This window comes from Streptococcus mitis, from assembly GCF_001281025.1.
In the GTDB taxonomy this organism is placed as follows: domain Bacteria; phylum Bacillota; class Bacilli; order Lactobacillales; family Streptococcaceae; genus Streptococcus; species Streptococcus mitis_AK.
Map to the genome: position 1 here is coordinate 215,001 of NZ_CP012646.1, position 26,314 is coordinate 241,314.

The window sequence follows — 26,314 nt, forward strand, 5'->3', positions numbered from 1 at the left end:
TTGTAGGCACACGGTTTCAGGTTCTATTTCACTCCCCTCCCGGGGTGCTTTTCACCTTTCCCTCACGGTACTGGTTCACTATCGGTCACTAGGGAGTATTTAGGGTTGGGAGATGGTCCTCCCAGATTCCGACGGGATTTCACGTGTCCCGCCGTACTCAGGATACTGCTAGGTACAAAGACTATTTTAAATACGAGGCTATTACTCTCTTTGGCTGATCTTCCCAAATCATTCTTCTATAATCTTTGAGTCCACATTGCAGTCCTACAACCCCGAAGAGTAAACTCTTCGGTTTGCCCTTCTGCCGTTTCGCTCGCCGCTACTAAGGCAATCGCTTTTGCTTTCTCTTCCTGCAGCTACTTAGATGTTTCAGTTCACTGCGTCTTCCTCCTCACATCCTTAACAGATGTGGGTAACAGGTAGTACCTGTTGGGTTCCCCCATTCGGAAATCCCTGGATCATCGCTTACTTACAGCTACCCAAGGCATATCGTCGTTTGTCACGTCCTTCTTCGGCTCCTAGTGCCAAGGCATCCACCGTGCGCCCTTATTAACTTAACCTTATTTTTCTGACCTTTCAGTCATAAACTCTTATTAATACTACAGCGTTTTCGGTTTATTTTCTTGTTACTATTTGATATAGATATTCAATTTTCAATGTGCATTACTTGGTGATCTCTCACCAATGGAGCCTAGCGGGATCGAACCGCTGACCTCCTGCGTGCAAAGCAGGCGCTCTCCCAGCTGAGCTAAGGCCCCACAAGACCTCTCAAGACTAAACAAGACCAATGCGCAGTTCCTTTTCCTTAGAAAGGAGGTGATCCAGCCGCACCTTCCGATACGGCTACCTTGTTACGACTTCACCCCAATCATCTATCCCACCTTAGGCGGCTGGCTCCTTACGGTTACCTCACCGACTTCGGGTGTTACAAACTCTCGTGGTGTGACGGGCGGTGTGTACAAGGCCCGGGAACGTATTCACCGCGGCGTGCTGATCCGCGATTACTAGCGATTCCGACTTCATGTAGGCGAGTTGCAGCCTACAATCCGAACTGAGACTGGCTTTAAGAGATTAGCTTGCCGTCACCGGCTTGCGACTCGTTGTACCAGCCATTGTAGCACGTGTGTAGCCCAGGTCATAAGGGGCATGATGATTTGACGTCATCCCCACCTTCCTCCGGTTTATTACCGGCAGTCTCGCTAGAGTGCCCAACTGAATGATGGCAACTAACAATAGGGGTTGCGCTCGTTGCGGGACTTAACCCAACATCTCACGACACGAGCTGACGACAACCATGCACCACCTGTCACCTCTGTCCCGAAGGAAAACTCTATCTCTAGAGCGGTCAGAGGGATGTCAAGACCTGGTAAGGTTCTTCGCGTTGCTTCGAATTAAACCACATGCTCCACCGCTTGTGCGGGCCCCCGTCAATTCCTTTGAGTTTCAACCTTGCGGTCGTACTCCCCAGGCGGAGTGCTTAATGCGTTAGCTGCGGCACTAAACCCCGGAAAGGGTCTAACACCTAGCACTCATCGTTTACGGCGTGGACTACCAGGGTATCTAATCCTGTTTGCTCCCCACGCTTTCGAGCCTCAGCGTCAGTTACAAGCCAGAGAGCCGCTTTCGCCACCGGTGTTCCTCCATATATCTACGCATTTCACCGCTACACATGGAATTCCACTCTCCCCTCTTGCACTCAAGTTAAACAGTTTCCAAAGCGTACTATGGTTAAGCCACAGCCTTTAACTTCAGACTTATCTAACCGCCTGCGCTCGCTTTACGCCCAATAAATCCGGACAACGCTCGGGACCTACGTATTACCGCGGCTGCTGGCACGTAGTTAGCCGTCCCTTTCTGGTAAGATACCGTCACAGTGTGAACTTTCCACTCTCACACTCGTTCTTCTCTTACAACAGAGCTTTACGATCCGAAAACCTTCTTCACTCACGCGGCGTTGCTCGGTCAGACTTCCGTCCATTGCCGAAGATTCCCTACTGCTGCCTCCCGTAGGAGTCTGGGCCGTGTCTCAGTCCCAGTGTGGCCGATCACCCTCTCAGGTCGGCTATGTATCGTCGCCTTGGTGAGCCGTTACCCCACCAACTAGCTAATACAACGCAGGTCCATCTGGTAGTGATGCAATTGCACCTTTTAAGCAAATGTCATGCAACATCTACTCTTATGCGGTATTAGCTATCGTTTCCAATAGTTATCCCCCGCTACCAGGCAGGTTACCTACGCGTTACTCACCCGTTCGCAACTCATCCAGAAGAGCAAGCTCCTCCTTCAGCGTTCTACTTGCATGTATTAGGCACGCCGCCAGCGTTCGTCCTGAGCCAGGATCAAACTCTCATTAAAAGTTTGAGTTCTCACTCATTTCTGTCACTGACAGATTTATTGTTTTTTCATTGTTCAGTACTACAACCTTAGTTGTAGTGCCCTGCACATTGGTTCGTCTTGTTCAGTTTTCAAAGGTCTTTGTCACTTACTTCTCTCAAGTGACAACTATATTAGTATATCACAGTCGCTTTCGCTTGTCAACACTTTTTTGAAACTTTTTTAATCTTTTTTCATCAAGTGCCTCAACCACAACATACCATAGTCCGTACGGGATTCGAACCCGTGTTACCGCCGTGAAAAGGCGGTGTCTTAACCCCTTGACCAACGGACCTGAGCTGTTATTTTCAACTCTTACTATTATACAGGCTTTTCAAACTTTGTCAACTACTTTTTCTGCTTTTTTCAAATTAAGTAAAAAGAGCCAGAGTTGTACTGACTCTTCTATTGTTCATTAAACTTAGAAGCACGTTCTTCTCCCCACCAATAGGGGATTAGTTCTGCGACTTTCACAGTCTTTCTTCTATTGTAGTCCATCATGAATTCTGCATCCTTATTTTCAGCGTTCAACTCTAAGAGGAACTCTCTGCAAGCTCCACAGGGCATTCCTGAACTTCCACCATAAGGTGTTTTATCTCGAAAGGCTAATACTTTCTTAACCTTAGTTTGTCCTGAAAATTGGTACATATTAAAGAGTGCCGCCCGTTCTGCGCAGAGATGGAAAACACCACAGGTTCCCTCCATACAGAATCCTGTAAATATTTGTCCATCTTCTGCTTCTACTGCGGCAACAACATGATTAGCATAAACAAAATCAGATACTTCATGTGGATTATACAATTTCTGTGCTTCTTCGTACATCTTTTCCCAGATGTCCATTGTTACATCCTCCTTATTTAGAGATTTCCTTTAACATATTTTCGATATGCTGGATTGATTTTTCACGTCCAAGCAAGAAAATTGTATCTGGCAATTCTGGCCCATGCATTTCACCTGAAACTGCGATACGAATAGGCATGAAAAGATTTTTTCCTTTAATACCTGTTTCTTTTTGAACAGCTTTGATTTGTGGGAAGATATTCTCTGTTACAAATTCATCATCTGTCATTGCTTCAAGTTTTGCTTTGAAGGCTTCAAGAACTGTTGGGACTGTTTCCCCCGCCATGACTTCGCGCTCTGCTTCTGTCAATTCTGGGAAATCTGAGAAGAAAAGGTCTGTCAATGGAACGATTTCATCCACTGACTTCATTTGTGGTTTATAGAGTTCAACCAATTTTTCAGCCTTGTCAGTCAAGCGTCCTGCTTCTTCTAGATAAGGTTTAGCCATTTCAAAGATAGTAGCAAGTTCTGCTCTCTTGATGTAGTCGTTGCTCATCCAGTCTAGTTTCTTCTGATCAAAGGCTGCTGGTGACTTGCTGAGGCGGTTTTCATCGAAAAGTTTAATGAGTTCTTCACGAGAGAAGATTTCATCTTCGCCACCTGGGTTCCAACCAAGAAGAGCAATAAAGTTAAAGACTGCTTCTGGTAAATAACCTTTTTTACGGTAGTCTTCGATAAACTGAAGGGTGTTAGTATCGCGTTTAGACAATTTTTTCCCAGTTTCAGAGTTGATAATCAAGGTCATGTGACCAAACTCTGGAGCTTCCCAACCAAGTGCTTCATAAACCATGAGCTGTTTTGGTGTATTTGCAATGTGGTCGTCTCCACGGATTACGTGAGAAATTTGCATATCATGATCATCGATGACAACGGCAAAGTTGTATGTTGGGTAACCGTCTTTCTTTTGGATAACCCAGTCACCGCCGATATTGCCACCTTCAAATTCGATATCACCTTTGACCATATCATGCCACTTGTAGATACCTGACTCATTGACAGCCAAACGAACAGTTGGGATAATCCCTGCTGCTTCACGTTCTGCGATGTAAGCTGCTTTTTCTTCTTCACTCATACCAAGGTATTCATTGATGTAGCGTGGTGTTTCGCCAGCTGCTTCTTGGCGTTCGCGTTCAGCTGCCAACTCTTCTTCTGTAACGTAAGATTTGTAGGCTTTTCCTTCAGCTAACAGTTGGTCGATGTATTTTTGATACAAGTCCAAACGTTCAGACTGGCGGTAATTTTCATGTGTTTCTGGACTTTCATCCCAATCCATACCTAACCAACGAAGGTTTTCAAGCTGTGAACGTTCACCATCCTCGACATGACGTTTACGGTCAGTATCTTCGATACGAATGATAAAAGTTCCACCATGATGACGTGCATACAAGTAGTTGAACAATGCTGTACGGGCATTCCCGATGTGTAGTAGTCCTGTTGGACTTGGTGCGTAACGTACACGGATATCTTTTGACATAGTTTCTCCTATAAAGTCTCTAGGCGTCTGCCTTTTTGCTCTCTATATTATATCACAAGTCTTGGCTGAGTCCAATTTCTATGGATAAAGAGAGTAAAAAGAGTGGACAAACCACTCTTTTCTTCTATTATAGACGTGCGTTAAGTTCTTTGCTTAATTCTTCAAATCCTGGTTTTCCAAGAAGGGCGAACATGTTACGTTTGTAGGCTTCAACACCTGGTTGGTCAAATGGGTTGATAGCATTCAAGTAACCTGAAAGAGCGATAGCCAATTCGAAGAAGTAGATAGTGTAACCAAGAGTGAAAGCGTCTTGCTCTGGAAGAGTCACGTACATGTTTGGTACATCACCATCTGTGTGGGCAAGAAGAACACCATCAGTCGCTTTTTTGTTTACAAAGTCAACGTCTTTTCCTTGAAGGTAACCAAGTCCATCAAGGTCTTCTTCCAAGCTAGGGATAATCACGTTTTTACGAGGTTTGTCAACACGGACAACTGTTTCAAACATGATACGAGTTCCTTCTTGGATAAATTGACCCAATGAGTGCAAGTCAGTTGAGAAGTTGGCTGAAGTTGGGTAGATACCTTTTTGGTCTTTCCCTTCTGATTCACCAGCCAATTGTTTCCACCACTCTGAGAAGTATTGAAGTGATGGCTCGTAATTTACCAAGATCTCAGTTGCATAACCTTTACGGTAAAGGATGTTACGAACTGCTGCGTATTGGTAAGCTTCGTTTTCAGAGATTTTATCTGAAGTGTAGTCTTTGCGAGCTGCATTCGCACCTTCCATAAGGGCTTTGATGTCAGCTCCTGATGCTGCGATTGGAAGCAAACCAACGGCTGTCAATACTGAGAAGCGTCCACCGATATCATCTGGAACAACAAATGTTTCCCAACCGTTAGCGTCTGCTTCAACCTTAACAGCACCTTTTTGGCGGTCAGTTGTTGCATAGATACGTTTGTTGGCTTCTTCTTGACCGTATTTCTTAACCAAGAGTTCTTTGAAGACACGAAAAGCAATCGCTGGTTCAGTTGTTGTACCTGATTTAGAAATCACGTTTACTGAGAAGTCTTTATCAGCTACGTACTCTACCAAGTCAGCAAGGTAAGTAGATGAGATTGAGTTTCCTGCGTAAAGGATTTGTGGAGCTTTGCGTTCTTCTTTTGTTTGCAAGTTAGCAAAGTGGTGGTTCAAGAAGTCGATTGCTGCTTTGGCACCAAGGTAAGAGCCACCGATACCGATTACAACCAAAACATCGCTGTCTGATTTGATTTGCTCAGCAGCTTTCAAGATGCGGTCAAATTCTTCGCGGTCATAGTTTTCAGGAAGGTCCAACCATCCCAAGAAGTCGCTACCAGCACCAGTTCCTTTACGGATCAATTCATCTGCTGCTGTTACTTGTGATTGCATGTATTCCACTTCATGTGGTGCAACAAATTTGTCTAAAACTTTTGAATAATCAAATTTAATATGTGACATGTTATTCCTCCAATATTTCTTCTTTTCTATCATAACGCTTACCTTCGTTTTTTTCAAGTTTTTTTGTCGAATTTCTCCAATTTTTATCAGAATTCAAACGTTTGCGTAAAAATGTCGCATTCCAAAAATTTTGAAAAAATAAAAGAAAGAACGACTAGATGTTCCAGTCGTTACAGTTCATTCAATAAATATTCAAATAATTCTAAATTGCCATCTTCTTCATTGACCAGAAACTCTGGATGCCACTGCAAACCGATAATGCGGTGCTCATCGATAGACTCAATCGCTTCGATGGTTTGGTCTCTTGGATCAATAGCAGTTACACGGAAATTAGGTGCCAAATCTTTAATACTTTGACGATGGACGGAGTTGACCTGACTTTTTTTTCCAAACAGCTTGGCCACCACGCTTCCTTCTACTGTCTCAATAGAGTGAGATGTTCCGAAAGGTAGGCCTTGCCAGTGACCTTCGATTTCTTGATTGAGCGTTCCACCAAAGGCAACATTGACAAGTTGGACACCGCGACAGATTGCCATAATTGGTTTATTCTGACGAAGCGCTTCTTTCAAGAGTGCCAATTCAAATTCGTCACGGACCAGATTATAATCATCGCTCTCGATGGTCTTTTTCTCTCCATAAAACTGAGGATGGACATTTTGACCGCCTGTCAAAATAAGCTTGTCAATCATTTCCACATAATCGCGTACAACTGACTCATCACCAACAGGAATGACTAAAGGGAGACCACCGACTTGACGAATGCTCTCTGCGAATCTACAAGATACAGATGAATGAATGTTTTTGCCTTCTGCGTCTACGGGACATAGATTTGCAGCAACTCCTACAACCGTTCTAGCCATGATGCCTCTCCTTTCGAATGTTAATACTCTTCGAAAATCTCTTCAAACCACGTCAGCGTCGCCTTACCGTACTCAAGTCCAGCTTGCGGCTAGCTTCCTAGTCTGCTAGTTTGCTCTTTGATTTTCATTGAGTATAACGATAGTCCTATCATATCACTCAAAACGCCTTTCGTCTAATATGTTTTTTTAAAGTCCGTGATAAATATTTTTTATGAACAAGAAAAAGCTGCCCAAAGTGACAACTTTTTCTTATTCAAAAACAAATTGATTGTGATAGAGTTCTGAGTAGAATCCACCTAGTTTCAAGAGTTCATGGTGGTTACCGCATTCAATGACTTCTCCATCTTTAAGGACAATAATCTGATCAGCATTGAGAATGGTCTTCAAACGGTGGGCAATGACGAAACTAGTTCTACCTGCTACAACCGCCTCCATGGCATGCTGAATCTTACTTTCTGTCACCGTATCTACGTTCGAAGTGGCTTCATCTAGAATGAGAACTTCTGGATCTGTCATCAGGGTTCGAGCGATAGAAATCAATTGTTTCTGTCCTGTTGAGAAGATGCTCTGGTCATCATCGATAAGGGTATCGTACTTATCAGGCAAACTTTCGATATAGTCGTGAATGTGGGTTGCCTTGGCTGTTGCCTCAACCATTTCTTGACTAGCATCTGGCACACCAAAACGGATATTGTCTCGAATGGTTCCGCTAAATAAGACCGAATCTTGCAAGACAATTCCCACCTTACTTCTGAGACTATCCAAGTCATAGTCACGAATGTCTTTTCCGTCAAAATAAATACCACCAGCATCAACATCATAAAAGCGATTGATGAGGTTCATAATAGTCGTTTTCCCTGAACCCGTCGGCCCAACAACCGCTGTCATCTGACCTTTAGGGGCAGAAATGCTGACATCTTTCAAAATAGGTTTATCAGGCAAGTATGAAAAATCAATACGACTGATTTCAACACCTTCTTGCAACTTAGTGAAGGTTGGAGCCTTTTCGGGTCGAATTTCTTCCTCTGCGTCAAACATTTCCTGAATCCGTTCAGCACCTGTAAAGGCCAACTGAAGACTTCCCCAACTCGCTGCAACTTGGATAATAGGCTGGTAGTACTGCTGTGAAAATTGGGCAAACATAACAATCAAACCGAGGGCTGTACTAGTTTCAATAGTCTTATCATTTAAAAGTACAGCTGAACCCGCAAAGATGACGACGGCTGTATTAACCAGACTCATCCCATTCATGACAGGGAAAAGAATTCCTGAGAACATCCTTCCTTTAAAGGTTGCCTTGCGCACGCGCTCATTTTGTTCAAGAAATCCTGCCATCATATCCTCTTGAATTCCTTGCACAATCACGGCTTTTTGGCCTGAAATACTCTCGTCCATATAGGCGTTGAGTTTCCCTACCTCTTTTTGCTGGAGGTTGGTGTATTTGCGTGCCATTTTTACAATAAAAATCAGCATGAGGAAGGCAACTGGTGTGCTGGCAATGGTGATGAGGGCCAGCGTCACATTTCTCGAAAACATGACAAGAATCAGACCGATATATAAAACAATATTGCTCATGACCTGAATCAAGCTTTCGTTAAAGGCTTGAAGGATATTATCCAAATCGCTGGTAAAACGAGACAAGATATCGCCATCTTGTCGGCGGTCAAAGAAAGAAACCGTCAAGCGAGCAAGCTTACCGAAGAGGCCTTTTCGCATCTCGTTGGTCGACTCTGCAATCACGCGCGTCATGAGACACATGTATATGACACTGGAGATAAATAGAACCAAAACCAGCAGACCAAGATTGACCATGATTCCTGATAGGCTTTGCCAAACAAGTTCTGGATTGCCATCTTGATAAGCTTGAACTAAATTAGCTAGCTGCGTCACTGCTTGTCCAGAAAAGACCGGAAAGAGGGCTTGGGCAAGAGTTGCCAGAACAATCATCAGGATAACAACTACAAATGATAGCTTATAGACTTTAAAATAATTCCAAAAAAATTGAACTGTCTTCATTTTACTCCTCCTTTCCTTTCTGTGTTTCATAGATTTCACGGTAAACAGCATTGTTGGCAACCAAGTCTGCATGCGTGCCTTGACCAATCAATCGTCCTTGATCCAGTACTAAGATCTTGTCTGCATGGACAACCGAGCTAATCTTTTGCGCGATGATAATGGTTGTTGTTCCCTTCAAGTCCTTATTCAAGGCTTCTTGCACTAGGCGCTCTGACTTGGCATCCAAGGCCGAGGTCGAATCGTCAAAAATCAGAATACGTGGATTGCTGACAATTCCACGCGCAATCGACATCCTTTGCTTTTGCCCACCAGAGAAATTGGTTCCCCGTTCCTCAACCGGACTTTCAAAGGTTTTCTCCATACGATGAATGAATTCACTAGCCTGGGCAATATTGGCTGCTCGCTCCATTTCAAATAGAGTAGCATCTCCCTTACCCTGTCTCAAGTTATCTGCAATCGTTCCACTGAAGAGAATGGCACGTTGAAGAACGATAGAAACTGTTTTACGCAGGGTCCCTTCACTAACTTCTCGAATATCCTTACCTCCGATTTTGATAGCCCCTTCCTGTGGGTCAAAGAGACGTGGAATCAATTGAGCTAAGGTTGACTTTCCTGCGCCAGTCGCTCCAACTACACCAACCATTTGACCAGGTTCGATAGTAAAGCTCACATCTTTCAGCATTGGTTCCTTGTCCATTGGATAGGTAAAGGTTACATTTTCAAAGCTAAGACTTCCGACCAACTCTTCATCTGGCACATCCTTGAAGGTCATAGCTGGCTCTGCGTCAAGAATTTCTCGAATACGACGCATAGAAATCATAGCACGACTGACAGAATTTCCCAAAAATCCAACCATGACAATGGTAAAGATAATCTGGCTTAGGTAATTGACAAAGGAAGCAATGGAGCCAACAACTGACGGATTCGACTGAACCATCCCTGCAACTAGCCAAATAGAGAGGAATACCGCCCCATAACCGACCAACATCATGAAAGGTTCCACTACTGAAAAGGCATAACCGATGTAAAGATTTTGACCGAGAAGCTCGTCTGAAACCTCCGTAAACTTAGCAAACTGCTCTTTTTCTTGGACAAAGGACTTGACCACGCGAACGCCACGCAGATTTTCCTTGGCAATGGCATTGATGCGTTCAAGCAGGGTTTGAAACTTGGCAAAACGAGGCCCCATCATACCCATCATGACAGCAGTCAAACCAAAAATCAAGACTACCATGAGAACAATCACCCACCACAGAGAAGGTAGGGTTTGAACCGCCAAGATAAACGAACCGATGAACAAGAGGGGAAGTCTGAAAAGAATTTGGAAGGTCATCATGACGACGTTCTGAATCTGGTTGATATCATTTGTCATGCGAACGACTAGATTTCCCGCATTAAATTGTTCAATATTAGCATAAGAAAAAGTTTGGATTTTACGGAAGGCATCCTCTCGAAGGTCAGATGAAACTCCTTGGGCAATATAGGATGCAAGGACAACATTGAGCCCACCAGCAACCAGACCGACCACGGCCACACCAATCAACCAAGCCCCTATACTATAGATAGCTTCATATTTCCCAGCAAGGAGAGCGTCTAACACTTCCTGCAGATAACGCGGTTGCAGAAGTGAACTAGCAACCATCAAGCCTGTCATCAGGAGCGAAGCCAAGGCCTGCCACTTGTAGGTTTTTATTTTCTGAATCAGCATACTTTCTCCTTAAAAAATAGACAAAAGGGAGCGACAATGCGTCAGCTCCTTCTCATTCTGTTTGTGTGATGTTATTCTAGCAAAAAAGTGGGAACTTGTCAAAGAAGTCTCCTTGATACAGCTAGAATGACTAGTAATTTTCTCTTTATAGTTTCTGTTTTAACTCGACCAAGACATTCATAGCTTGCATGGGTGTCATGTTGTAAATGTCCAGTTTAGACAATTCTGCTAGGACAGGATGCACTGCAGGCGTGTCAAAGAGTGAAATTTGTTCTGAGACAGTACTTGTTTGCCTCATGGGAGCAGGACTTTCTGTCTCTTGATTCTCTAACTGAGTCAAAATCTTATCCGCCCTTGCTAAAAGGTCTGCTGGCAAGCCAGCAATCTTTGCAACATGGATACCATAGGATTTATCAGCTGGACCTGGTTCAATCTTGTGAAGGAAGGTGACCTGCCCATCCTGCTCCAAAGTTGCCACGTGGACATTAACCAAGTGTTGTAAACTAGACTCCAGACTAGTCAACTCATGGTAGTGGGTCGCAAAGAGGGTCTTAGCTCCGATGTGCTCATGGATATATTCGATGATAGACTGAGCAAGAGCCATCCCGTCATAAGTTGCAGTTCCTCGTCCCAATTCATCAAAAAGAATCAAGGAATTTTTGGTCGCATGCGAAATGGCATTATTAGCCTCCATCATCTCCACCATGAAAGTTGATTGACCTGAAACCAAGTCATCTGCTGCTCCGATACGGGTAAAAATCGCATCAAAAATCGGTAAATAGGCGCTTTCAGCCGGTACATAGGAACCCATCTGGGCCATTATCGCCGTCATGGCTAACTGACGCATGTAGGTAGACTTCCCACTCATGTTGGGCCCTGTAATCAGTTGAATACTGGTATCTTCTGCCATCTGAATCGTATTGGGAATATAGGTCTGAGCCCCCATAACCTTTTCAACGACAGCATGGCGCCCTTTCTGGATATCAATTCGCGAATCATCTCCGAATTCAGGTCGAATCAAATGCTGGGTTTCAGCCACAACCGCCAGACTCTGTAAGACATCAACTGTCGCAATTCCTTGGGCTAGAGCTTGTATACGTTGGATGTACTTGCTGACTTCTTCACGAATACGCATAAAGATTTCGTATTCGAGGTTAGCTGACTTCTCACGCGCCTCCAGCATATCTCCCTCGATACGGGCCAATTCTTCGGTTCCAAAACGTTCTGAGTTTTTCAGCGTCGCCTTGCGGAAAAAGTGAGCAGGCACATTTCCCAGTTGCGAATTGGTCACATGGAAATAGTAGCCATCCTTCTTATTGTAGTCAATCTTGAGGGTACTGATACCAGAGTTTTCTCGCTCCTTAGCCTCAATCTCAGCAATCCAGCTAGTCCCTTCTCTGAGCACACGACGGTACTTGTCTAAGGTTTCATCAAATCCAGTGCGGATAATACCACCTTCCGTAATCACATGAGGAGCTTCAGGAGCAATCGCTGCGCTAATCAAACTCTCCAACTCAGGGATTCCATCCAGTTGTACGATGAGATAGGCTAGAGCAGGTTGCTCCATCCCTTCTAAAATCGCACGAATCCGTGGCACACTAGATAAGGTGGTCGCCAACTGCAAGAGATCCTTGGGATTGGTTTTACCAAAAGAAACACGACTAGCCAATCGTTCGATATCATAAACTCCCTTGAGACTGTCTGTCAAATCACTGCGCTCAAAGAAATGGTCGAGGAAGACCTGCACCACTTCTTGACGTTGGATGATTCGTTCCTTACCAATCAAAGGACGATGGATCCAAGACCGCAAAAGACGCATCCCCATAGCCGTTTTGGTTTCATCCAAAAGCCAGAAAAGACTGCCTTGCTTCTTGCCTGAACGAGCATTCTCAACCAAATCCAGACTAGCCTTTGTCGCATAATCCATCTGCAAGAAATCCTTGATTTCATAGCGGATAACAGGCTTGAGGTGGTTCAATTCTCTCATCTGAGTCCGATGAACATACTGGAGTAGCTTACTAGATGCCGCTTGCTCCACAGTTGCCAATCGTGAATCTAGTAAATGAAGGTCTTCAAAACCTTCTTTTTCATAGGAAAGTACCAGATTCATCTGACGACTGAGGATTTGTTCTTCTTCCTCAGACAAGTCATAACCCAGCACCACTTCTCGAGCCTTGAGGTTACGAATTTCCCCACAAACCAGCGTAAAATCCAAAAGACCTGTCACATAAAAGTCACCCGTCACCAAGTCCATATAAGCGAGGCCAAATTGACTGCCATCACGGTCTATGGCAACCAAGAAATTGTTCTGACTGTCCGGCTTACTACTGTCGACCACTGTCCCTGGCGTAATGACCTGAACAACCTCTCGTTTCACAACCCCAACTGCCTGTTTAGGATCTTCCATCTGTTCAGCAATGGCTACCTTATAGCCCTGCTCAATCAAGACATCGATATACTGTTGGGCAGAATGATAGGGAACACCCGCCATAGGGATCGGATTGTCGGCATTCTTGTTGCGACTCGTTAAGGAAATTTCCAGAATCTGCGCAGCATTGACCGCATCCTCATAAAATAATTCATAAAAATCACCCATACGAAAGAGCAAAAAAGCATCTGGATATTGCTTTTTAATATCCACATACTGTTGCATGCCGGGTGATAGCTTTTCTGTCGCCATTTTCCGTCTCTCCTTGTTAAAAATAAGTCTTGAGAGCAACTCCCAAGACCTTACTTATCTTTCATCAAATCTAGCAAACGATCTTCCATGAGTTTGGCAACGTGCTGGTCTCGACAAATGACCAATAAGGTATTGGCACCAGCAACTGTTCCTAAAATCCATTCATCCTTGTTTGCATCTACAATATTTGCTAAAACAGAGGCTTCTCCCAGTTTGGTATGAAGCACCAAGGTAAACTCTGCTCTTGCAACACCTTCTAAATGATGAGACAAAAATTCCACCAAATCAATCTTTTCTGTCTCATTTGCTAGTACATAATACACCATATCATTTTTCTTGACCTTGGTCAAGCCGATTTCGCGCAAATCACGAGACAGGGTTGTCTGCGTCACAAAGACATTGTGCGCCTCCAACCGATCTTGAATTTCTTTTTGTGTACTTAATTTCTCCTCAGTAATCATTTTTTTTATTAACTGATGACGATCTCTTTTTCTCATAAAATCCTCTTATATGCATATTTATAACTAATTTTATAACTATATTATACCAAAAAAATAGGAGATTTCAAAAATTTTTTCTTCTTTCTTTAAAATTGTGATAAAATAGTAGAAAAGTCCAAAAAGGAGCTCTTAATGAATACAAAAGAATTGATTGCTAGCGAGTTGGCTAGCGTCATTGATAGCCTGGACCAAGAGGCTATTTTAAATTTACTGGAAACCCCTAAAAACTCAGAAATGGGAGACATCGCTTTCCCTGCTTTTTCTCTTGCAAAAGTCGAACGTAAAGCACCTCAAATGATTGCGGCTGAACTGGCTGAAAAAATTAACAGCCAAGCCTTTGAAAAAGTTGTTGCAACAGGACCTTACGTCAACTTTTTCCTTGATAAATCTGCCATCTCTGCTCAAGTATTGCAAGCTGTTATCACTGAAAAAGAACACTATGCTGACCAAAATATTGGCAAACAAGAAAATGTTGTTATCGATATGTCTAGTCCAAATATCGCTAAACCATTCTCTATTGGTCACCTGCGCTCAACTGTTATCGGAGATAGCTTGTCACATATTTTCCAAAAAATCGGTTATCAAACGGTCAAGGTCAACCATTTGGGAGACTGGGGTAAACAATTTGGGATGTTGATTGTTGCCTACAAAAAATGGGGAGACGAAGAAGCTGTAAAAGCTCATCCAATTGATGAACTCCTTAAACTCTACGTCCGCATCAATGCTGAGGCTGAAAATGACCCAAGCTTGGATGAAGAAGCACGCGAATGGTTCCGTAAACTTGAAAATGGTGACGAGGAAGCTCTCGCTCTTTGGCAATGGTTCCGTGATGAAAGCTTAGTGGAATTTAACCGCCTTTACAATGAACTGAAGGTTGAATTTGACAGCTACAACGGAGAAGCCTTCTACAACGATAAGATGGATGCAGTTGTAGACATTCTTTCTGAAAAAGGCCTCCTTGTTGAATCAGAAGGTGCCCAAGTTGTCAATCTTGAGAAATACGGAATTGAACATCCAGCCCTCATCAAGAAGTCTGATGGTGCAACTCTCTATATCACACGTGACTTGGCTGCAGCCCTTTACCGTAAAAACGAATACCAATTTGCTAAATCTATCTACGTAGTTGGTCAAGAGCAATCTGCCCACTTTAAACAGCTCAAAGCTGTCTTGCAAGAGATGGGCTACGATTGGAGTGACGACATTACTCACGTTCCTTTTGGTTTAGTTACAAAAGAAGGGAAAAAACTCTCTACTCGTAAAGGGAATGTCATCTTGCTAGAGCCTACTGTTGCAGAGGCCGTTAGTCGTGCCAAAGCCCAAATTGAAGCAAAAAATCCTGAACTTGAAAATAAAGATCAGGTAGCACATGCTGTTGGGGTTGGAGCCATTAAATTCTATGACCTTAAGACCGACCGTACAAATGGATACGACTTCGACCTAGAAGCTATGGTATCCTTCGAGGGTGAAACTGGACCTTATGTTCAATACGCCTACGCTCGTATCCAATCTATCTTACGCAAAGCGGATTTCAAACCAGAAACAGTTGGCAACTATAGCTTGAATGATGCTGAAAGTTGGGAAATCATCAAACTAATCCAAGACTTCCCACGTATTATCAACCGTGCGGCGGATAACTTTGAACCTTCTATCATTGCTAAATTTGCAATTAGCCTGGCTCAAGCCTTCAACAAGTACTATGCACATACACGTATCTTGGATGATAGCCCAGAACGCGACAGCCGTCTAGCTCTCAGCTACGCAACTGCAGTCGTTCTCAAAGAAGCCCTTCGCTTGCTTGGAGTAGAAACGCCAGAGAAGATGTAAATCGCCAAAGTTACTTGATTGCGGAGCAATCTAAGTAACTAACGCCAAATCCTATTCGGACTTTGGCTAGGCGCTTCACTAGTTTTAGGACATAAATATGATTGATTTATGTCCTAAAACGTCGTAACCAAAGATACTTGTCTAAACGCTTTACTAATTCATCTAACCCAATAATATCGATTTGGTTTGGTTCATGTCGTAATCTTTTAATTACTTGATTGTAAAGCAATCTAAGTAACTGACGTCCAATCCTATACGGGATTTTGTTTAGAGGTCTATCAAAAATCTTATCAAGTTTTGCTGACTTGTTCTGCTATTTTAGATCCACTAAATCGATTTATTCACTATTACTTCTTTATCATACAGGGAGATATTCTATGAGCCAATATGCTTATATCCTCGTTGTGATTAGCTTGGTTTTCCTTTTTCTGCTTAATAAGTACGAGAAGGAGAGACTACAAAAACTCTACCAAGAACAACTTTTAAAGGATGAAACATTTAGGACTGATATCAAAGAGAAAATTCACACGACTGAAAATATCAATGATGTCATTGCTTACATCAATAAAACTTATCATCTGGGAATGTTGCTATCAAAAGACATTACAGATCAATTGAAATAAACCTAGCTATTCTTTAAGGAATATCAAAACCGGGACTAAGAGTTTAATACTTAGCCTCGGTTTTTATATATTTTTCAAGCAACAAAGCCACCACTCCCCCAGCAATGCAAGTGCAAAATCCTCTAGAATATGATAGAATAATGAAAAGGACTCTATTAAGGAGGAAATCATGGAAAAACAAACCGTCGCCGTCTTGGGACCTGGTTCTTGGGGAACTGCCCTTTCACAAGTCTTAAATGACAATGGACACGAGGTACGTATTTGGGGAAATCTGCCTGAGCAAATCAATGAAATTAATACCAATCATACTAACAAACACTACTTTAAAGATGTCGTTCTAGATGAAAATATCATTGCCTACACCGACTTAGCAGAGGCATTGAAAGATGTAGATGCGATTTTGTTTGTTGTCCCAACAAAAGTGACACGACTTGTTGCCCAGCAAGTTGCACAAACCTTGGACCATAAGGCTATCATCATGCACGCATCAAAGGGATTAGAACCTGATAGCCATAAACGATTATCAACCATCCTTGAAGAAGAAATTCCTGAACATCTCCGCAGTGATATTGTCGTTGTTTCAGGACCTAGTCATGCGGAAGAAACCATTGTGCGTGACCTGACCTTAATCACTGCTGCTTCTAAAGATTTACAAACAGCTCAATACGTTCAGGAACTATTTAGTAATCACTACTTCCGACTTTATACCAATACGGATGTTATCGGAGTCGAAACTGCTGGTGCTCTTAAAAATATTATTGCTGTCGGTGCTGGAGCTTTACATGGTTTGGGATTTGGTGACAATGCCAAGGCAGCCATCATCGCTCGAGGCTTGGCAGAAATTACCCGCCTAGGAGTAGCACTCGGTGCCAGTCCATTGACCTATAGTGGCTTATCTGGTGTGGGAGATTTGATTGTAACGGGAACCTCCATCCACTCTCGTAACTGGAGAGCTGGCGATGCTCTCGGACGTGGAGAATCCCTAGCTGATATCGAAGCCAATATGGGCATGGTAATCGAAGGAATCTCAACGACTCGAGCAGCCTATGAACTAGCGCAAGAACTTGGAGTCTATATGCCCATTACACAAGCCATTTACCAAGTTATTTACCACGGAACCAATATCAAAGATGCCATTTATGACATCATGAACAATGAATTTAAAGCAGAAAATGAGTGGTCTTAACTCTCTAAAGAAAGGATTCTTATGACATCAAAAGTTAGAAAGGCAGTCATCCCTGCCGCTGGACTCGGGACTCGATTTTTACCAGCAACCAAAGCACTTGCTAAAGAAATGTTGCCAATTGTAGATAAACCAACTATCCAGTTTATCGTGGAAGAGGCTCTCAAATCAGGCATTGAAGATATTCTGGTTGTCACTGGTAAATCAAAACGTTCTATTGAAGACCACTTTGACTCAAACTTTGAGCTTGAGTACAACCTCAAAGAAAAAGGCAAACACGACTTGCTAAAATTGGTAGACGAAACAACTGGTATGCGCCTTCATTTCATCCGCCAAACTCACCCTCGTGGTCTTGGAGACGCTGTCTTACAAGCCAAAGCTTTTGTAGGAAATGAACCTTTTGTTGTTATGCTGGGTGATGACCTTATGGACATTACTAACGACAAGGCTATCCCATTGACAAAACAACTGATGAATGATTACGAAAAGACACATGCATCAACCATTGCTGTCATGCCCGTACCACACGAAGACGTTTCATCATATGGAGTTATCGCTCCTCAAGGTGAAGGGATTAATGGTCTCTACAGTGTCGAAACTTTCGTTGAAAAACCAGCTCCCGAAGATGCACCAAGTGATTTAGCAATTATCGGTCGCTATCTTCTGACACCAGAAATTTTTGATATCCTCGAAAAGCAAGCTCCTGGTGCTGGAAATGAAATCCAGCTTACCGATGCTATCGATACGCTTAATAAAACACAACGTGTTTTCGCCCGTAAATTTACAGGAGCTCGTTACGACGTTGGGGATAAGTTTGGCTTTATGAAAACATCTATTGACTACGCCCTCAAGCACCCACAAGTCAAAGATGACTTAAAAGATTACCTCATCCAACTGGGAAAAGAATTGGCTGAGAAGGAATAGAATTAGTTTCCAGTTAATAAATTAAGTCTCCAGTAAGTTGACTCTGGAGACTTAATTATTTTACAAATTTACATACAATTTAAAGATTTATGAGATATGTCTCTAAATCTACTAACTCAACTTCGGTCCTTAATGATGGATTACAGATTTTCAATCAAAAATCGATTTGAAGTTTTAATGATATTTGCTATTTTGGGGACGTCTAAATCATCTGTATACAGAAAATGTTTTTCCTTCTCCTTATTTTTAGCTAGAAACTCACTTCTTGCTTGTATTGATAAGTTGCCCACTCTTTCAATTTCTTTTCGAGAACCATCCCTATCTTTCAAGGTTTTTTCTTCGGCCATTAAGACACAATATTTTAGACCAATTTGTTTTTCTTTTAAGAAAGAAGCAATTTTCTTCAGTTGGTATTCAAAAATGACATACTCTATTACGACAGAGATGCCTCGAGTTATAAAATTATTGGTCAAGCTGATGATATTGTCCCAAAACAAATCCATGTAATAGCCCTCATCTTCCCAGGGAGCCACTATGCCACCTTTAATCATTAAGTAAATCAAATCCCCCTCTATAACTGCACTCTTATCAAAAGAATAAGCTAACTCTTTACTAACAGTACTTTTCCCAACGCCTGGGGGGCCTGAAATAATGTAAACACAATTTTCCAACTTTATACCTCTTTTATTCTAATAATTCTTCAATCAATTTCTAATATTATAACATTTTCTATTTTTAAAATATATAATAAGACTGATACAACATTATATTCTAGAAACTTACGATACAAAAGAAATAAAAAAGCACACCATTCTCAATTTTCTGCAAAAAAACTTATTTACAAATGACTTCTTCGCGATAGAATGGGCGCTCACTTTCTCAAATCATCTACACACAAAGACTTATTTTTAGAGCTGTGTTGGTTCGAATAGTTCCAAAACCATTAAAAGCTACTCATTTTTTAAGTAGCTTTTTTCTTATTCAAGTTTACATATTAGTCGTCACAACCCCATTCCCTTGTAGAAAAGCAAAACTGCGAGTCCTACGAATAACACTACCGCTCCTAACCTCTGGCTGGTACCATACATCCTTCTTTCTCCTCGAACTGGAAAGATAACTGCTAGAAATGCTCCGCCGACTGCACCACCGATATGGCCTGCTAGGCTGATTCCTGGAATCAGAACACTTCCAATAATGTTAACCACAAAAAGTGTCAGATAAGATTGGCCTAGCTGCTGGATATAGGGGTTCCGAGTAGCATAGCGAAGAACAATAATCGCGGCAAATAGCCCATAAAGAGAGGTAGAGGCTCCTGCTGCTAAGGATTTGGGACTAAATACAAAAACAAAGAGATTGCCCATCATTCCAGATAATAGATAGAGAAAGAAAAACTGCTTGGATCCGAAAATTTCCTCTACTTGCCTACCAAGATAATAGAGCGAAAGCATATTGACAATAAAATGCTCCCACCCAATATGAACAAAAATGGCAGAGAAGAGACGCCAAACTTGCTCAGGAAAGAGGCGAATAGCTGGCCCATACATGGCTCCAAATCGAAATAAGGTATCTGCCCTATCAAAGTTTCCGCCTGCAGTCACCAACATTAGTGGAAACACCAAGGCCGTCACAAAAAGGAAGAAACTCGTCACAGGATAACGTCTATCAAAGATTTCCTTCATCAATTAATACCTCCTGAACAGGAATATCATGCTTTTCAGGGATAAAGTCCTGAATTTGACAAGGATATATCGTACTCAAAGTATGACCAGAAAAATGTTCCAGATAACGGTCATAATAGCCTCCACCGTATCCTATCCGATATCCTTTCGTCGTAAAAGCCAGACCAGGAACATGAATCAAATCAATCTGAGAGGCATCCACCACTTCCAAATCTCCCTGTGGTTCCAGTAAGCCAAAGGCAGTTTTTACCAACTGCTGCGGATCATAAACTACAAACTCCATGTGACCCTTGGGATAGGTTTTAGGTATCAGAACCTTCTTGCCATCCTTCAGCGCCTGCTCAATCAGTTCCTGCGTTTGAAACTCATGAGAAAAAGAAAGGTAGCTTGCGATGACCTTAGCTTCTTGGTAAAAGGGGTGTTGTAAAAGTCGCTCAGTTAAAGCTTGGTCTATAAACTGTTTTTGCTCTCGAGGTAAAGCCTTCATTTCTTGCAAGACTTGCTTACGTAATTCCGATTTCATAGACAACCCCTCTACTCTGCTGCCTTCTTTTTCAGGAAACTAGAGACCGCATCCACCCCAATAGCTAAGGCTTCTTCCTTAGGACTCATCTGAGGGTGATGAAGGGCGTAGGGACTATCAATACCTAGCCAGAACATAACACCATCAACTTTTGAAAGGAGATAACCAAAGTCTTCACCTGTCATAGCAGGTTCGATATCAATCAACTCAATTCCCTCTTTTTCTTCAAAGAAATCCATCAGTTCACGCGCCAAAGCTGGATGGTTCTCAACAGGTAGGTATCCACCTTGTTTGAGTTCCACTTCGACTTCCATATCAAAGGCAGCAGCAACTCCTTCTGCAACTGTTTTGACCCTCTTTTGCACCAAGAGACTCATGTCCTGTGTCAAGGCCCGAATAGTTCCATGCAAAAAGGCTGTGTCCGTTATGACATTGTTGGTGGTTCCGGCTTGGAAAAGACCAAAGGTCACCACCGCTCCCTCGATTGGGTTAACATTGCGGCTGACAACTGACTGCACCTGGGTCACAAAGTAACTAGCCGCCACCAAGGCGTCATTGGCTTCATGCGGAAAGGCTGCATGTCCTCCTTTACCTTTGAAACGGATCTTCACCTCGCAAGTACCTGCAAAGAGTGTATGAGTATTGGTCGCAATCTGTCCAACCTTCAAATCTGGCCGAACATGAAGCCCATAAAACTGGTCTGGCAACCAGTCTCCAAAAGCGCCATCCTCATACATGAGCATGCCACCAGCTTCATTTTCTTCAGCAGGTTGAAACAGAAAGAGCAGATTGTTCTTTGGTTGCTCCTCAAGGGCTCGCTCAAGACAGCCTAAAGCAATAGTCATGTGGAAATCATGTCCACAAGCATGCATGCGACCTTGGTGTTGGGAAGAAAAAGATAGTCCTGTTTGTTCGACGATAGGCAGACCATCAATGTCTGTTCGCCAACCAATGGTACGCTCTGGCTGACTTCCCTGCAAGTAAACCAAAATCCCTGTCCGCCAAGTACGAACTTGAACAAAATTCTTGACCGCAGTCAATTTCTCAATCACATCCAGCAGATAAGCCTGAGTTTTGAACTCCTCCAAGCCAATCTCTGGAATCTGGTGCAAATCTCGTCTAGTCTGAATCAAATCTAACATCTATCTATCCTCCGATATAGCAGAAAGAGGCTGGAAGAAGGGTTCCGCCTCTTTATTACTTTTACAATTATAAGGTACGAAGCGCATCCTCTAGCGCTGTTTTTTGTTGGGTTTGGGCATCAATCTCTTTGATGATACGAGCTGGAACACCTGCTACCACCACGTTTTCTGGGACATCTTGGGTAACAATAGCTCCTGCTGCGACAACTGAACCACTACCGATTTGGACTCCTTCGATAACCACTGCATTAGCGCCGATAAGAACATTATCTCCAACACGGACTGGTTCTGCGCTAGCTGGCTCAATCACACCTGCAAGAACGGCACCTGCACCAACGTGACTGTTTTTCCCAACGATAGCACGGCCACCAAGGATAGCCCCCATGTCAATCATGGTTCCTGCACCGATTTCAGCACCGATATTGATAACAGCTCCCATCATGATAACAGCATTGTCACCAATTTCAACCTGATCACGGATAATAGCACCTGGCTCGATACGAGCATTGATAGCACGTTTGTCTAGCAAGGGAACTGCAGAATTACGAGCATCTTGCTCAACAACATAGTCTTGATTTTCTACCAAACCATCGAGAAGCGGAGCCACATCTTTCCAGTCTCCAAATAGTACATTCCCTAGTTTGACAACAGAGCTTGGTACAGCAGTTGCAAGTTGTCCTTCAAAGGTTACTTTAACACTGGTTCTCTTTTCGGCATTGGCGATAAATTGGATAATTTCTTGAGCGTTCATTTTTGTAGCAGTCATAAGCGCCTCCTAGTTCATTTTAATGATACCTATTCTACCAAAAAAGGCCTCAAATTTGAAGCCTTTTTGTTTGTTTTTAGGTATGATTTTTAGGGATGTGAGATAAAACGTGCTGTCGGTAAAAGCAAGCCCCTACCGATACAACCTAAAAACACTCTTCACAACTATCTCCCCGTGTTTTATTGACTATTCTAGTATAGCACACTTTTAGAATTAAGAAAAGACTTTTTATTTACTTTCTTTCGCTTCTTCTATCGATAGGAAAATCATGGGCAAAATAATCAAGGCCATAGCTAGAAGAAGGGACCAATCCACTACCAAGCCTAAAAATAAAACACTCAAAAGGGCAGAAGAGAGAGGTTCACTGGCACTGATAACAGAAACCACTAAAGGAGAAACCAAGGACACTGCCTTCATGGAAATGAAAAAGGCAAAAGCCGTCCCGAAAAAAGCGATAATGAGGCAAATCAAGATACTCCAAATATCAAGAGTAAAGGAAAGTTGATAAACTGGTGAGAGGACATTGCTAAATAAACCTGCTAAAATCATCCCCCACCCAACCGTGGGTACAAAACCATAGCGCTTCGCAAAAGGTTGAGGCAAGATAACATTAAACATGACCCCCATGGCACTCAGCAAACCCGTCACAAGTGCTAGTGGTGTCATGGATAATTGAGAGAGATCTCCCTTTGTCGCCATCAGGCAAACACCCAACATGGCAACCAAAACATAAAGAATAGCACTTTTTGACGCTCGTTTTTGATAAACCAAGCGATTGTAAAAGAGGATAAAGACAGGGCTAATAAACTGTAAAATAGTTGCTGTCGCTGCATTAGAATATTCTACGCAGAGGTAGAAAAAATACTGAACTGAAAAAATCCCCAAAATAGCATAGGCTAAAAAGGGTAGGTAATTTTTCTTATCTCGCCAAATATCTAACACTTGCGATTTTAATTGCACTGCAGACCAAATGAGCACAAGACTCCCTGCCAGTGTCAAACGCATAGAGGTAATCCAGCCCGAAGACACCTGGTAATGAGTAAAGAAATACTCTCCTAAAATTCCACAGATTCCCCAGATTAAGCCAGATAGGAGTGAATAAATGGTTCCTTTAACAATCTTTTTCTGATACTGATTCATACCTTTATTGTAACACGAAAGGAAAAAAGAAAAAAGTGGCAATCAATACCACTTTCCTATCTTCTACTATTTGATTGCGTAGATGATGAACTTGATGTACTGCTAGAGCTAGCACTTGAACTACCACTTGAACTGCTATTCGAACTAGTACTTGAGCTAGAAGGAGTTGGCAATGTACTAACGATACTTGACCAAGCGTTTTGATAATCTGCTTCACTTCCTCCAATAGCAAAGTGATAGCTTGTAGTAGGAGCTCCCGCCTTATTAGCCCAATAGCTCGTTACAGTAGAACCTGAAAGATCCACTGTTTTTCCATTAACGGATACTTTGCCTGGCTTCTGTCCTGTAGATCTGAGGACCTGAGATTGGGTCACACTAGAATCAAGATTAAAGCGTTCATTGCCCCAAACACCAGGCTCAGCCTGTTGGATGGCATTGACCAAGTAAGCCATATATTTGGCATTTCGATAATGCCCAGCCCCCTTAGCCATTGGGCGGTTGTCATCATGCCCTAGCCAACCACCTAGAGTCAATCTTGGTGTTGACAGCATGAGCCACATATTTTCATCTTCATTGGTTGTCCCAGTCTTACCAATCCAGTCTGCACGAGCTAAGCTTGAATTGATAGAAGCCAAATCCGTTTGGAAACTTGAAGTGATCCGAGATGAAATCACCTCACGAAGCAAACTCTGCATAATCGTTGCTGTTGCCTTCGAATACACTTGAACTGGCTTGTCTTGGAATTCATAAATTGCTCTACCGTCAGGTGATTCAATCTTAGAAATCACATGTTTCTGATGGTAGACACCGTTATTGGCAATTGTTTGATAACCATTGGTATGCTGGGCAACTGTGACTTCAATCCCACCACCCATAGGCAGACTTTCGATACCGTACTCCGGAATCTCGTAACCCATTTTCTCCATGTAACCCTTGACATCCACACCCTTCTCACGCAGCATTCGATAGGTCCAATAGGCTGGGATATTCCACGAATAGTTCAAGGCTTCACCCAAAGTCATCATGCCTGTACCTGGACTGTTCACATACATGATAGGATTTCCATTAGAGAATTTTGTCGGATAATTGGACAAGATACTAGCGCTTCCCATCAAACCTTGGTCAATGGCAATACCGTAGGCCAATAAAGGCTTGGTTGTAGAGGCTGGCGAGCGCTTAGTGTCAAAGGCGTGATTGTTTTGGTTAGTCTGGTAATTACGACCACCAACAAAGCCTAAAACAGCCCCCGTTTTATTGTCCATCAAAACATTCCCTACTTCAGGCTGCCCAGTCGAATCATCTACCAAACGACCGTAGTTAGCAACTGCATTTTGCATGGCAGTATGGATTTTTTTATTGATTGTTGTCGTGATTTTATAGCCACCGTTACTTAGTTCCTGCTCAGCTCGCTCATGATAGGCCTTTTGAACTACTTCCTTTTTCAACTCTTGGCTAGAGACATTGTCCTGTTGAACTAAGTAATCATACATACGGTCTGTCGCTTCAGCCATAGCCGTAAAGTAAAGGTAATCCCTCGAAACAGCATTGATAGATCCTGATGGCAAGAAATCTTGCTTGAGATTATAATCCTTGTACTGGTCATATTCCTCCTGAGTCAGAGCACCCGTACGGTACATGTTGTAGAGAACATCCTTGCCCCGCTTCAAACCAAGTTCTAAGTCTTCATCACTCTTTAACTCTCCAGTATTTTCATAAGGGGAATAAGTAATCGGACTCTGTGGCAAACCTGCTAAGAAAGCGGCTTGAGGAATACTCAACTTGTTGGCATCGATACCGAAAATTCCTTCAGCAGCTTGCTGGGCACCTGCAATATTTTGTCCTTTATGATTTCGACCAAAGGGAGCAACATTGAGATAGGTGGTCAAGATTTCATCCTTGCTCATGCTGCGTTCCAAGGCAAGGGCATCGACAATTTCTGTAGCCTTACGAGCCAAAGTCGGAGCATCTCCGACCACTTGTTGTTTGATTAACTGTTGGGTCAAGGTCGAGCCCCCACTAGACGAGCCCAAACCTGCAAAAGTTCCCAAAGTCGCCCGAATCACAGCTTTGGGCACAACCCCTTTATGTTCAAGAAAATGTTCGTCCTCAGTAGCAATGATCGCCTTTTTGAGATTGTCCGATATTTCCTCAGATGAAACAGAGGTTCTCAGTAGATCACTCTCGATAGAAGCAATGACACTCCCATCTGCGTAAACAATTTCTGAGATGGAAGAAATATTTTTAACCTGTTTGACCAAGTCCTCCGATTGGGGAACCTTGGCCTTGTCAAACAAAGCAACTCCATAACCAAGAGCTACACCAGCACCAAAAAGTCCACCGATAAAGCCTAGAATAAAGAGAGTATTCAAAATTCCCTTAATAGCAACTAAAATGCTACCTAGGATAGCCAGAACTTTCCCACCTGTCCCATCCGACTGCTTCTCTTCTGAGACTTTCTCTGATTTTTTATGATTTATGTTTGATTTTACTAGCTGGAAAAATTCCAGCATTCTTTGTTTTAATTCATTTAATTGATTTTGCATGGATTTCCTCACTCTATCTATTATACCATAAAAGGTAAA

General features: G+C 42.7%; 19 protein-coding genes, 2 tRNA genes and 2 rRNA genes (1 of these 23 running past the window's edge). 4 read left to right on the forward strand and 19 right to left on the reverse strand.

What is annotated here, in order from left to right; genetic code table 11:
- The 12 genes from RN80_RS01245 to argR all read right to left on the reverse strand — a co-directional run.
- Positions 1-560: ribosomal RNA gene (locus tag RN80_RS01245) — 23S ribosomal RNA — on the reverse strand (it extends 2,342 nt beyond the left edge of the window).
- Between the two features lie 125 nt (positions 561-685).
- Positions 686-758: transfer RNA gene (locus RN80_RS01250), tRNA-Ala, on the reverse strand.
- A 51-nt stretch (positions 759-809) separates the two neighbouring features.
- Positions 810-2,355, reverse strand: a 16S ribosomal RNA gene (locus RN80_RS01255).
- The 16S and 23S rRNA genes sit together here with 2 tRNA genes alongside, the layout of an rRNA operon.
- Positions 2,356-2,596: 241 nt before the next feature.
- A tRNA-Glu gene (locus tag RN80_RS01260) sits at positions 2,597-2,668 on the reverse strand.
- Positions 2,669-2,778: 110 nt separating this feature from the next.
- Positions 2,779-3,213, reverse strand: coding sequence for a cytidine deaminase family protein (locus RN80_RS01265; protein ID WP_060627229.1), 435 nt, complete (start codon positions 3,211-3,213; stop codon positions 2,779-2,781).
- 13 nt (positions 3,214-3,226) lie between these two features.
- A complete protein-coding gene (gene gltX / locus RN80_RS01270; RefSeq protein ID WP_060627230.1) occupies positions 3,227-4,687 on the reverse strand; it encodes a glutamate--tRNA ligase in 1,461 nt (486 codons plus the stop codon).
- 127 nt (positions 4,688-4,814) lie between these two features.
- Positions 4,815-6,164, reverse strand: a complete 1,350-nt coding sequence (locus tag RN80_RS01275; RefSeq protein ID WP_000018268.1) for a glucose-6-phosphate isomerase — start codon at positions 6,162-6,164, stop codon at positions 4,815-4,817.
- Positions 6,165-6,334: 170 nt separating this feature from the next.
- Complete coding sequence (locus RN80_RS01285; protein WP_060627231.1) at positions 6,335-7,024, reverse strand: gamma-glutamyl-gamma-aminobutyrate hydrolase family protein; 690 nt, start codon at positions 7,022-7,024, stop codon at positions 6,335-6,337.
- A gap of 249 nt (positions 7,025-7,273) precedes the next feature.
- Complete coding sequence (gene patB / locus RN80_RS01290) at positions 7,274-9,040, reverse strand: multidrug efflux ABC transporter subunit PatB (protein WP_060627232.1); 1,767 nt, start codon at positions 9,038-9,040, stop codon at positions 7,274-7,276.
- A 1-nt stretch (position 9,041) separates the two neighbouring features.
- Positions 9,042-10,748 (reverse strand): multidrug efflux ABC transporter subunit PatA, encoded by a 1,707-nt coding sequence (gene patA, locus RN80_RS01295; protein ID WP_060627233.1) that lies wholly within the window; start codon positions 10,746-10,748, stop codon positions 9,042-9,044.
- A 145-nt stretch (positions 10,749-10,893) separates the two neighbouring features.
- A complete protein-coding gene (gene mutS, locus RN80_RS01300) occupies positions 10,894-13,428 on the reverse strand; it encodes a DNA mismatch repair protein MutS (RefSeq protein ID WP_060627234.1) in 2,535 nt (844 codons plus the stop codon).
- A 50-nt stretch (positions 13,429-13,478) separates the two neighbouring features.
- The gene (gene argR, locus RN80_RS01305; protein ID WP_001231476.1) at positions 13,479-13,925 is read right to left on the reverse strand and encodes an arginine repressor; all 447 of its coding nucleotides are present in this window, start codon (positions 13,923-13,925) and stop codon (positions 13,479-13,481) included.
- A gap of 135 nt (positions 13,926-14,060) precedes the next feature.
- Between argR and argS the strand changes: the two genes are divergently transcribed.
- The 4 genes from argS to galU all read left to right on the forward strand — a co-directional run bounded on the left by argS (position 14,061) and on the right by galU (position 18,482).
- The gene (gene argS, locus RN80_RS01310; protein WP_060627235.1) at positions 14,061-15,752 is read left to right on the forward strand and encodes an arginine--tRNA ligase; all 1,692 of its coding nucleotides are present in this window, start codon (positions 14,061-14,063) and stop codon (positions 15,750-15,752) included.
- Between the two features lie 377 nt (positions 15,753-16,129).
- On the forward strand, positions 16,130-16,375 hold the full coding sequence (locus RN80_RS01315) for a hypothetical protein (RefSeq protein ID WP_000084858.1): 246 nt from the start codon (positions 16,130-16,132) through the stop codon (positions 16,373-16,375).
- A gap of 169 nt (positions 16,376-16,544) precedes the next feature.
- Positions 16,545-17,561: an NAD(P)H-dependent glycerol-3-phosphate dehydrogenase gene (locus tag RN80_RS01320; RefSeq protein WP_045610961.1), complete on the forward strand. Its 1,017-nt coding sequence runs from the start codon at positions 16,545-16,547 to the stop codon at positions 17,559-17,561.
- Positions 17,562-17,582: 21 nt separating this feature from the next.
- The gene (gene galU / locus RN80_RS01325) at positions 17,583-18,482 is read left to right on the forward strand and encodes a UTP--glucose-1-phosphate uridylyltransferase GalU (protein WP_060627236.1); all 900 of its coding nucleotides are present in this window, start codon (positions 17,583-17,585) and stop codon (positions 18,480-18,482) included.
- A gap of 140 nt (positions 18,483-18,622) precedes the next feature.
- Here galU and RN80_RS01330 read toward each other — a convergent pair whose 3' ends face one another.
- The 7 genes from RN80_RS01330 to pbp1b form a co-directional block, all read right to left on the reverse strand.
- On the reverse strand, positions 18,623-19,153 hold the full coding sequence (locus tag RN80_RS01330; RefSeq protein WP_060627237.1) for an ATP-binding protein: 531 nt from the start codon (positions 19,151-19,153) through the stop codon (positions 18,623-18,625).
- A gap of 330 nt (positions 19,154-19,483) precedes the next feature.
- Entirely contained in the window at positions 19,484-20,161 is a 678-nt protein-coding gene (locus tag RN80_RS01335) for a rhomboid family intramembrane serine protease (protein ID WP_060627238.1), read from the reverse strand.
- A complete protein-coding gene (locus RN80_RS01340) occupies positions 20,145-20,684 on the reverse strand; it encodes a 5-formyltetrahydrofolate cyclo-ligase (RefSeq protein ID WP_060627239.1) in 540 nt (179 codons plus the stop codon). Before RN80_RS01340 ends, RN80_RS01335 begins: the two co-directional genes overlap by 17 nt.
- An 11-nt stretch (positions 20,685-20,695) precedes the next feature.
- Positions 20,696-21,826 (reverse strand): N-acetyldiaminopimelate deacetylase, encoded by a 1,131-nt coding sequence (locus RN80_RS01345; protein ID WP_060627240.1) that lies wholly within the window; start codon positions 21,824-21,826, stop codon positions 20,696-20,698.
- A 67-nt stretch (positions 21,827-21,893) separates the two neighbouring features.
- A complete protein-coding gene (gene dapD / locus RN80_RS01350; RefSeq protein ID WP_049493502.1) occupies positions 21,894-22,592 on the reverse strand; it encodes a 2,3,4,5-tetrahydropyridine-2,6-dicarboxylate N-acetyltransferase in 699 nt (232 codons plus the stop codon).
- A 228-nt stretch (positions 22,593-22,820) separates the two neighbouring features.
- Positions 22,821-23,732 (reverse strand): DMT family transporter, encoded by a 912-nt coding sequence (locus RN80_RS01355; RefSeq protein ID WP_060627241.1) that lies wholly within the window; start codon positions 23,730-23,732, stop codon positions 22,821-22,823.
- Between the two features lie 56 nt (positions 23,733-23,788).
- A complete protein-coding gene (pbp1b, locus tag RN80_RS01360; RefSeq protein WP_060627242.1) occupies positions 23,789-26,275 on the reverse strand; it encodes a penicillin-binding protein PBP1B in 2,487 nt (828 codons plus the stop codon).
- Positions 26,276-26,314 lie beyond the last annotated feature (39 nt).

Coding starts and splice junctions, on each gene's coding strand:
- RN80_RS01265 (WP_060627229.1), bottom strand. CDS start 3,213: ATGGACATCTGGGAAAAGATGTACGAAGAAGCACAGAAATTGTATAAT.
- gltX (WP_060627230.1), bottom strand. CDS start 4,687: ATGTCAAAAGATATCCGTGTACGTTACGCACCAAGTCCAACAGGACTA.
- RN80_RS01275 (WP_000018268.1), bottom strand. CDS start 6,164: ATGTCACATATTAAATTTGATTATTCAAAAGTTTTAGACAAATTTGTT.
- RN80_RS01285 (WP_060627231.1), bottom strand. CDS start 7,024: ATGGCTAGAACGGTTGTAGGAGTTGCTGCAAATCTATGTCCCGTAGAC.
- patB (WP_060627232.1), bottom strand. CDS start 9,040: ATGAAGACAGTTCAATTTTTTTGGAATTATTTTAAAGTCTATAAGCTA.
- patA (WP_060627233.1), bottom strand. CDS start 10,748: ATGCTGATTCAGAAAATAAAAACCTACAAGTGGCAGGCCTTGGCTTCG.
- mutS (WP_060627234.1), bottom strand. CDS start 13,428: ATGGCGACAGAAAAGCTATCACCCGGCATGCAACAGTATGTGGATATT.
- argR (WP_001231476.1), bottom strand. CDS start 13,925: ATGAGAAAAAGAGATCGTCATCAGTTAATAAAAAAAATGATTACTGAG.
- argS (WP_060627235.1), top strand. CDS start 14,061: ATGAATACAAAAGAATTGATTGCTAGCGAGTTGGCTAGCGTCATTGAT.
- RN80_RS01315 (WP_000084858.1), top strand. CDS start 16,130: ATGAGCCAATATGCTTATATCCTCGTTGTGATTAGCTTGGTTTTCCTT.
- RN80_RS01320 (WP_045610961.1), top strand. CDS start 16,545: ATGGAAAAACAAACCGTCGCCGTCTTGGGACCTGGTTCTTGGGGAACT.
- galU (WP_060627236.1), top strand. CDS start 17,583: ATGACATCAAAAGTTAGAAAGGCAGTCATCCCTGCCGCTGGACTCGGG.
- RN80_RS01335 (WP_060627238.1), bottom strand. CDS start 20,161: ATGAAGGAAATCTTTGATAGACGTTATCCTGTGACGAGTTTCTTCCTT.
- RN80_RS01340 (WP_060627239.1), bottom strand. CDS start 20,684: ATGAAATCGGAATTACGTAAGCAAGTCTTGCAAGAAATGAAGGCTTTA.
- RN80_RS01345 (WP_060627240.1), bottom strand. CDS start 21,826: ATGTTAGATTTGATTCAGACTAGACGAGATTTGCACCAGATTCCAGAG.
- dapD (WP_049493502.1), bottom strand. CDS start 22,592: ATGACTGCTACAAAAATGAACGCTCAAGAAATTATCCAATTTATCGCC.
- RN80_RS01355 (WP_060627241.1), bottom strand. CDS start 23,732: ATGAATCAGTATCAGAAAAAGATTGTTAAAGGAACCATTTATTCACTC.
- pbp1b (WP_060627242.1), bottom strand. CDS start 26,275: ATGCAAAATCAATTAAATGAATTAAAACAAAGAATGCTGGAATTTTTC.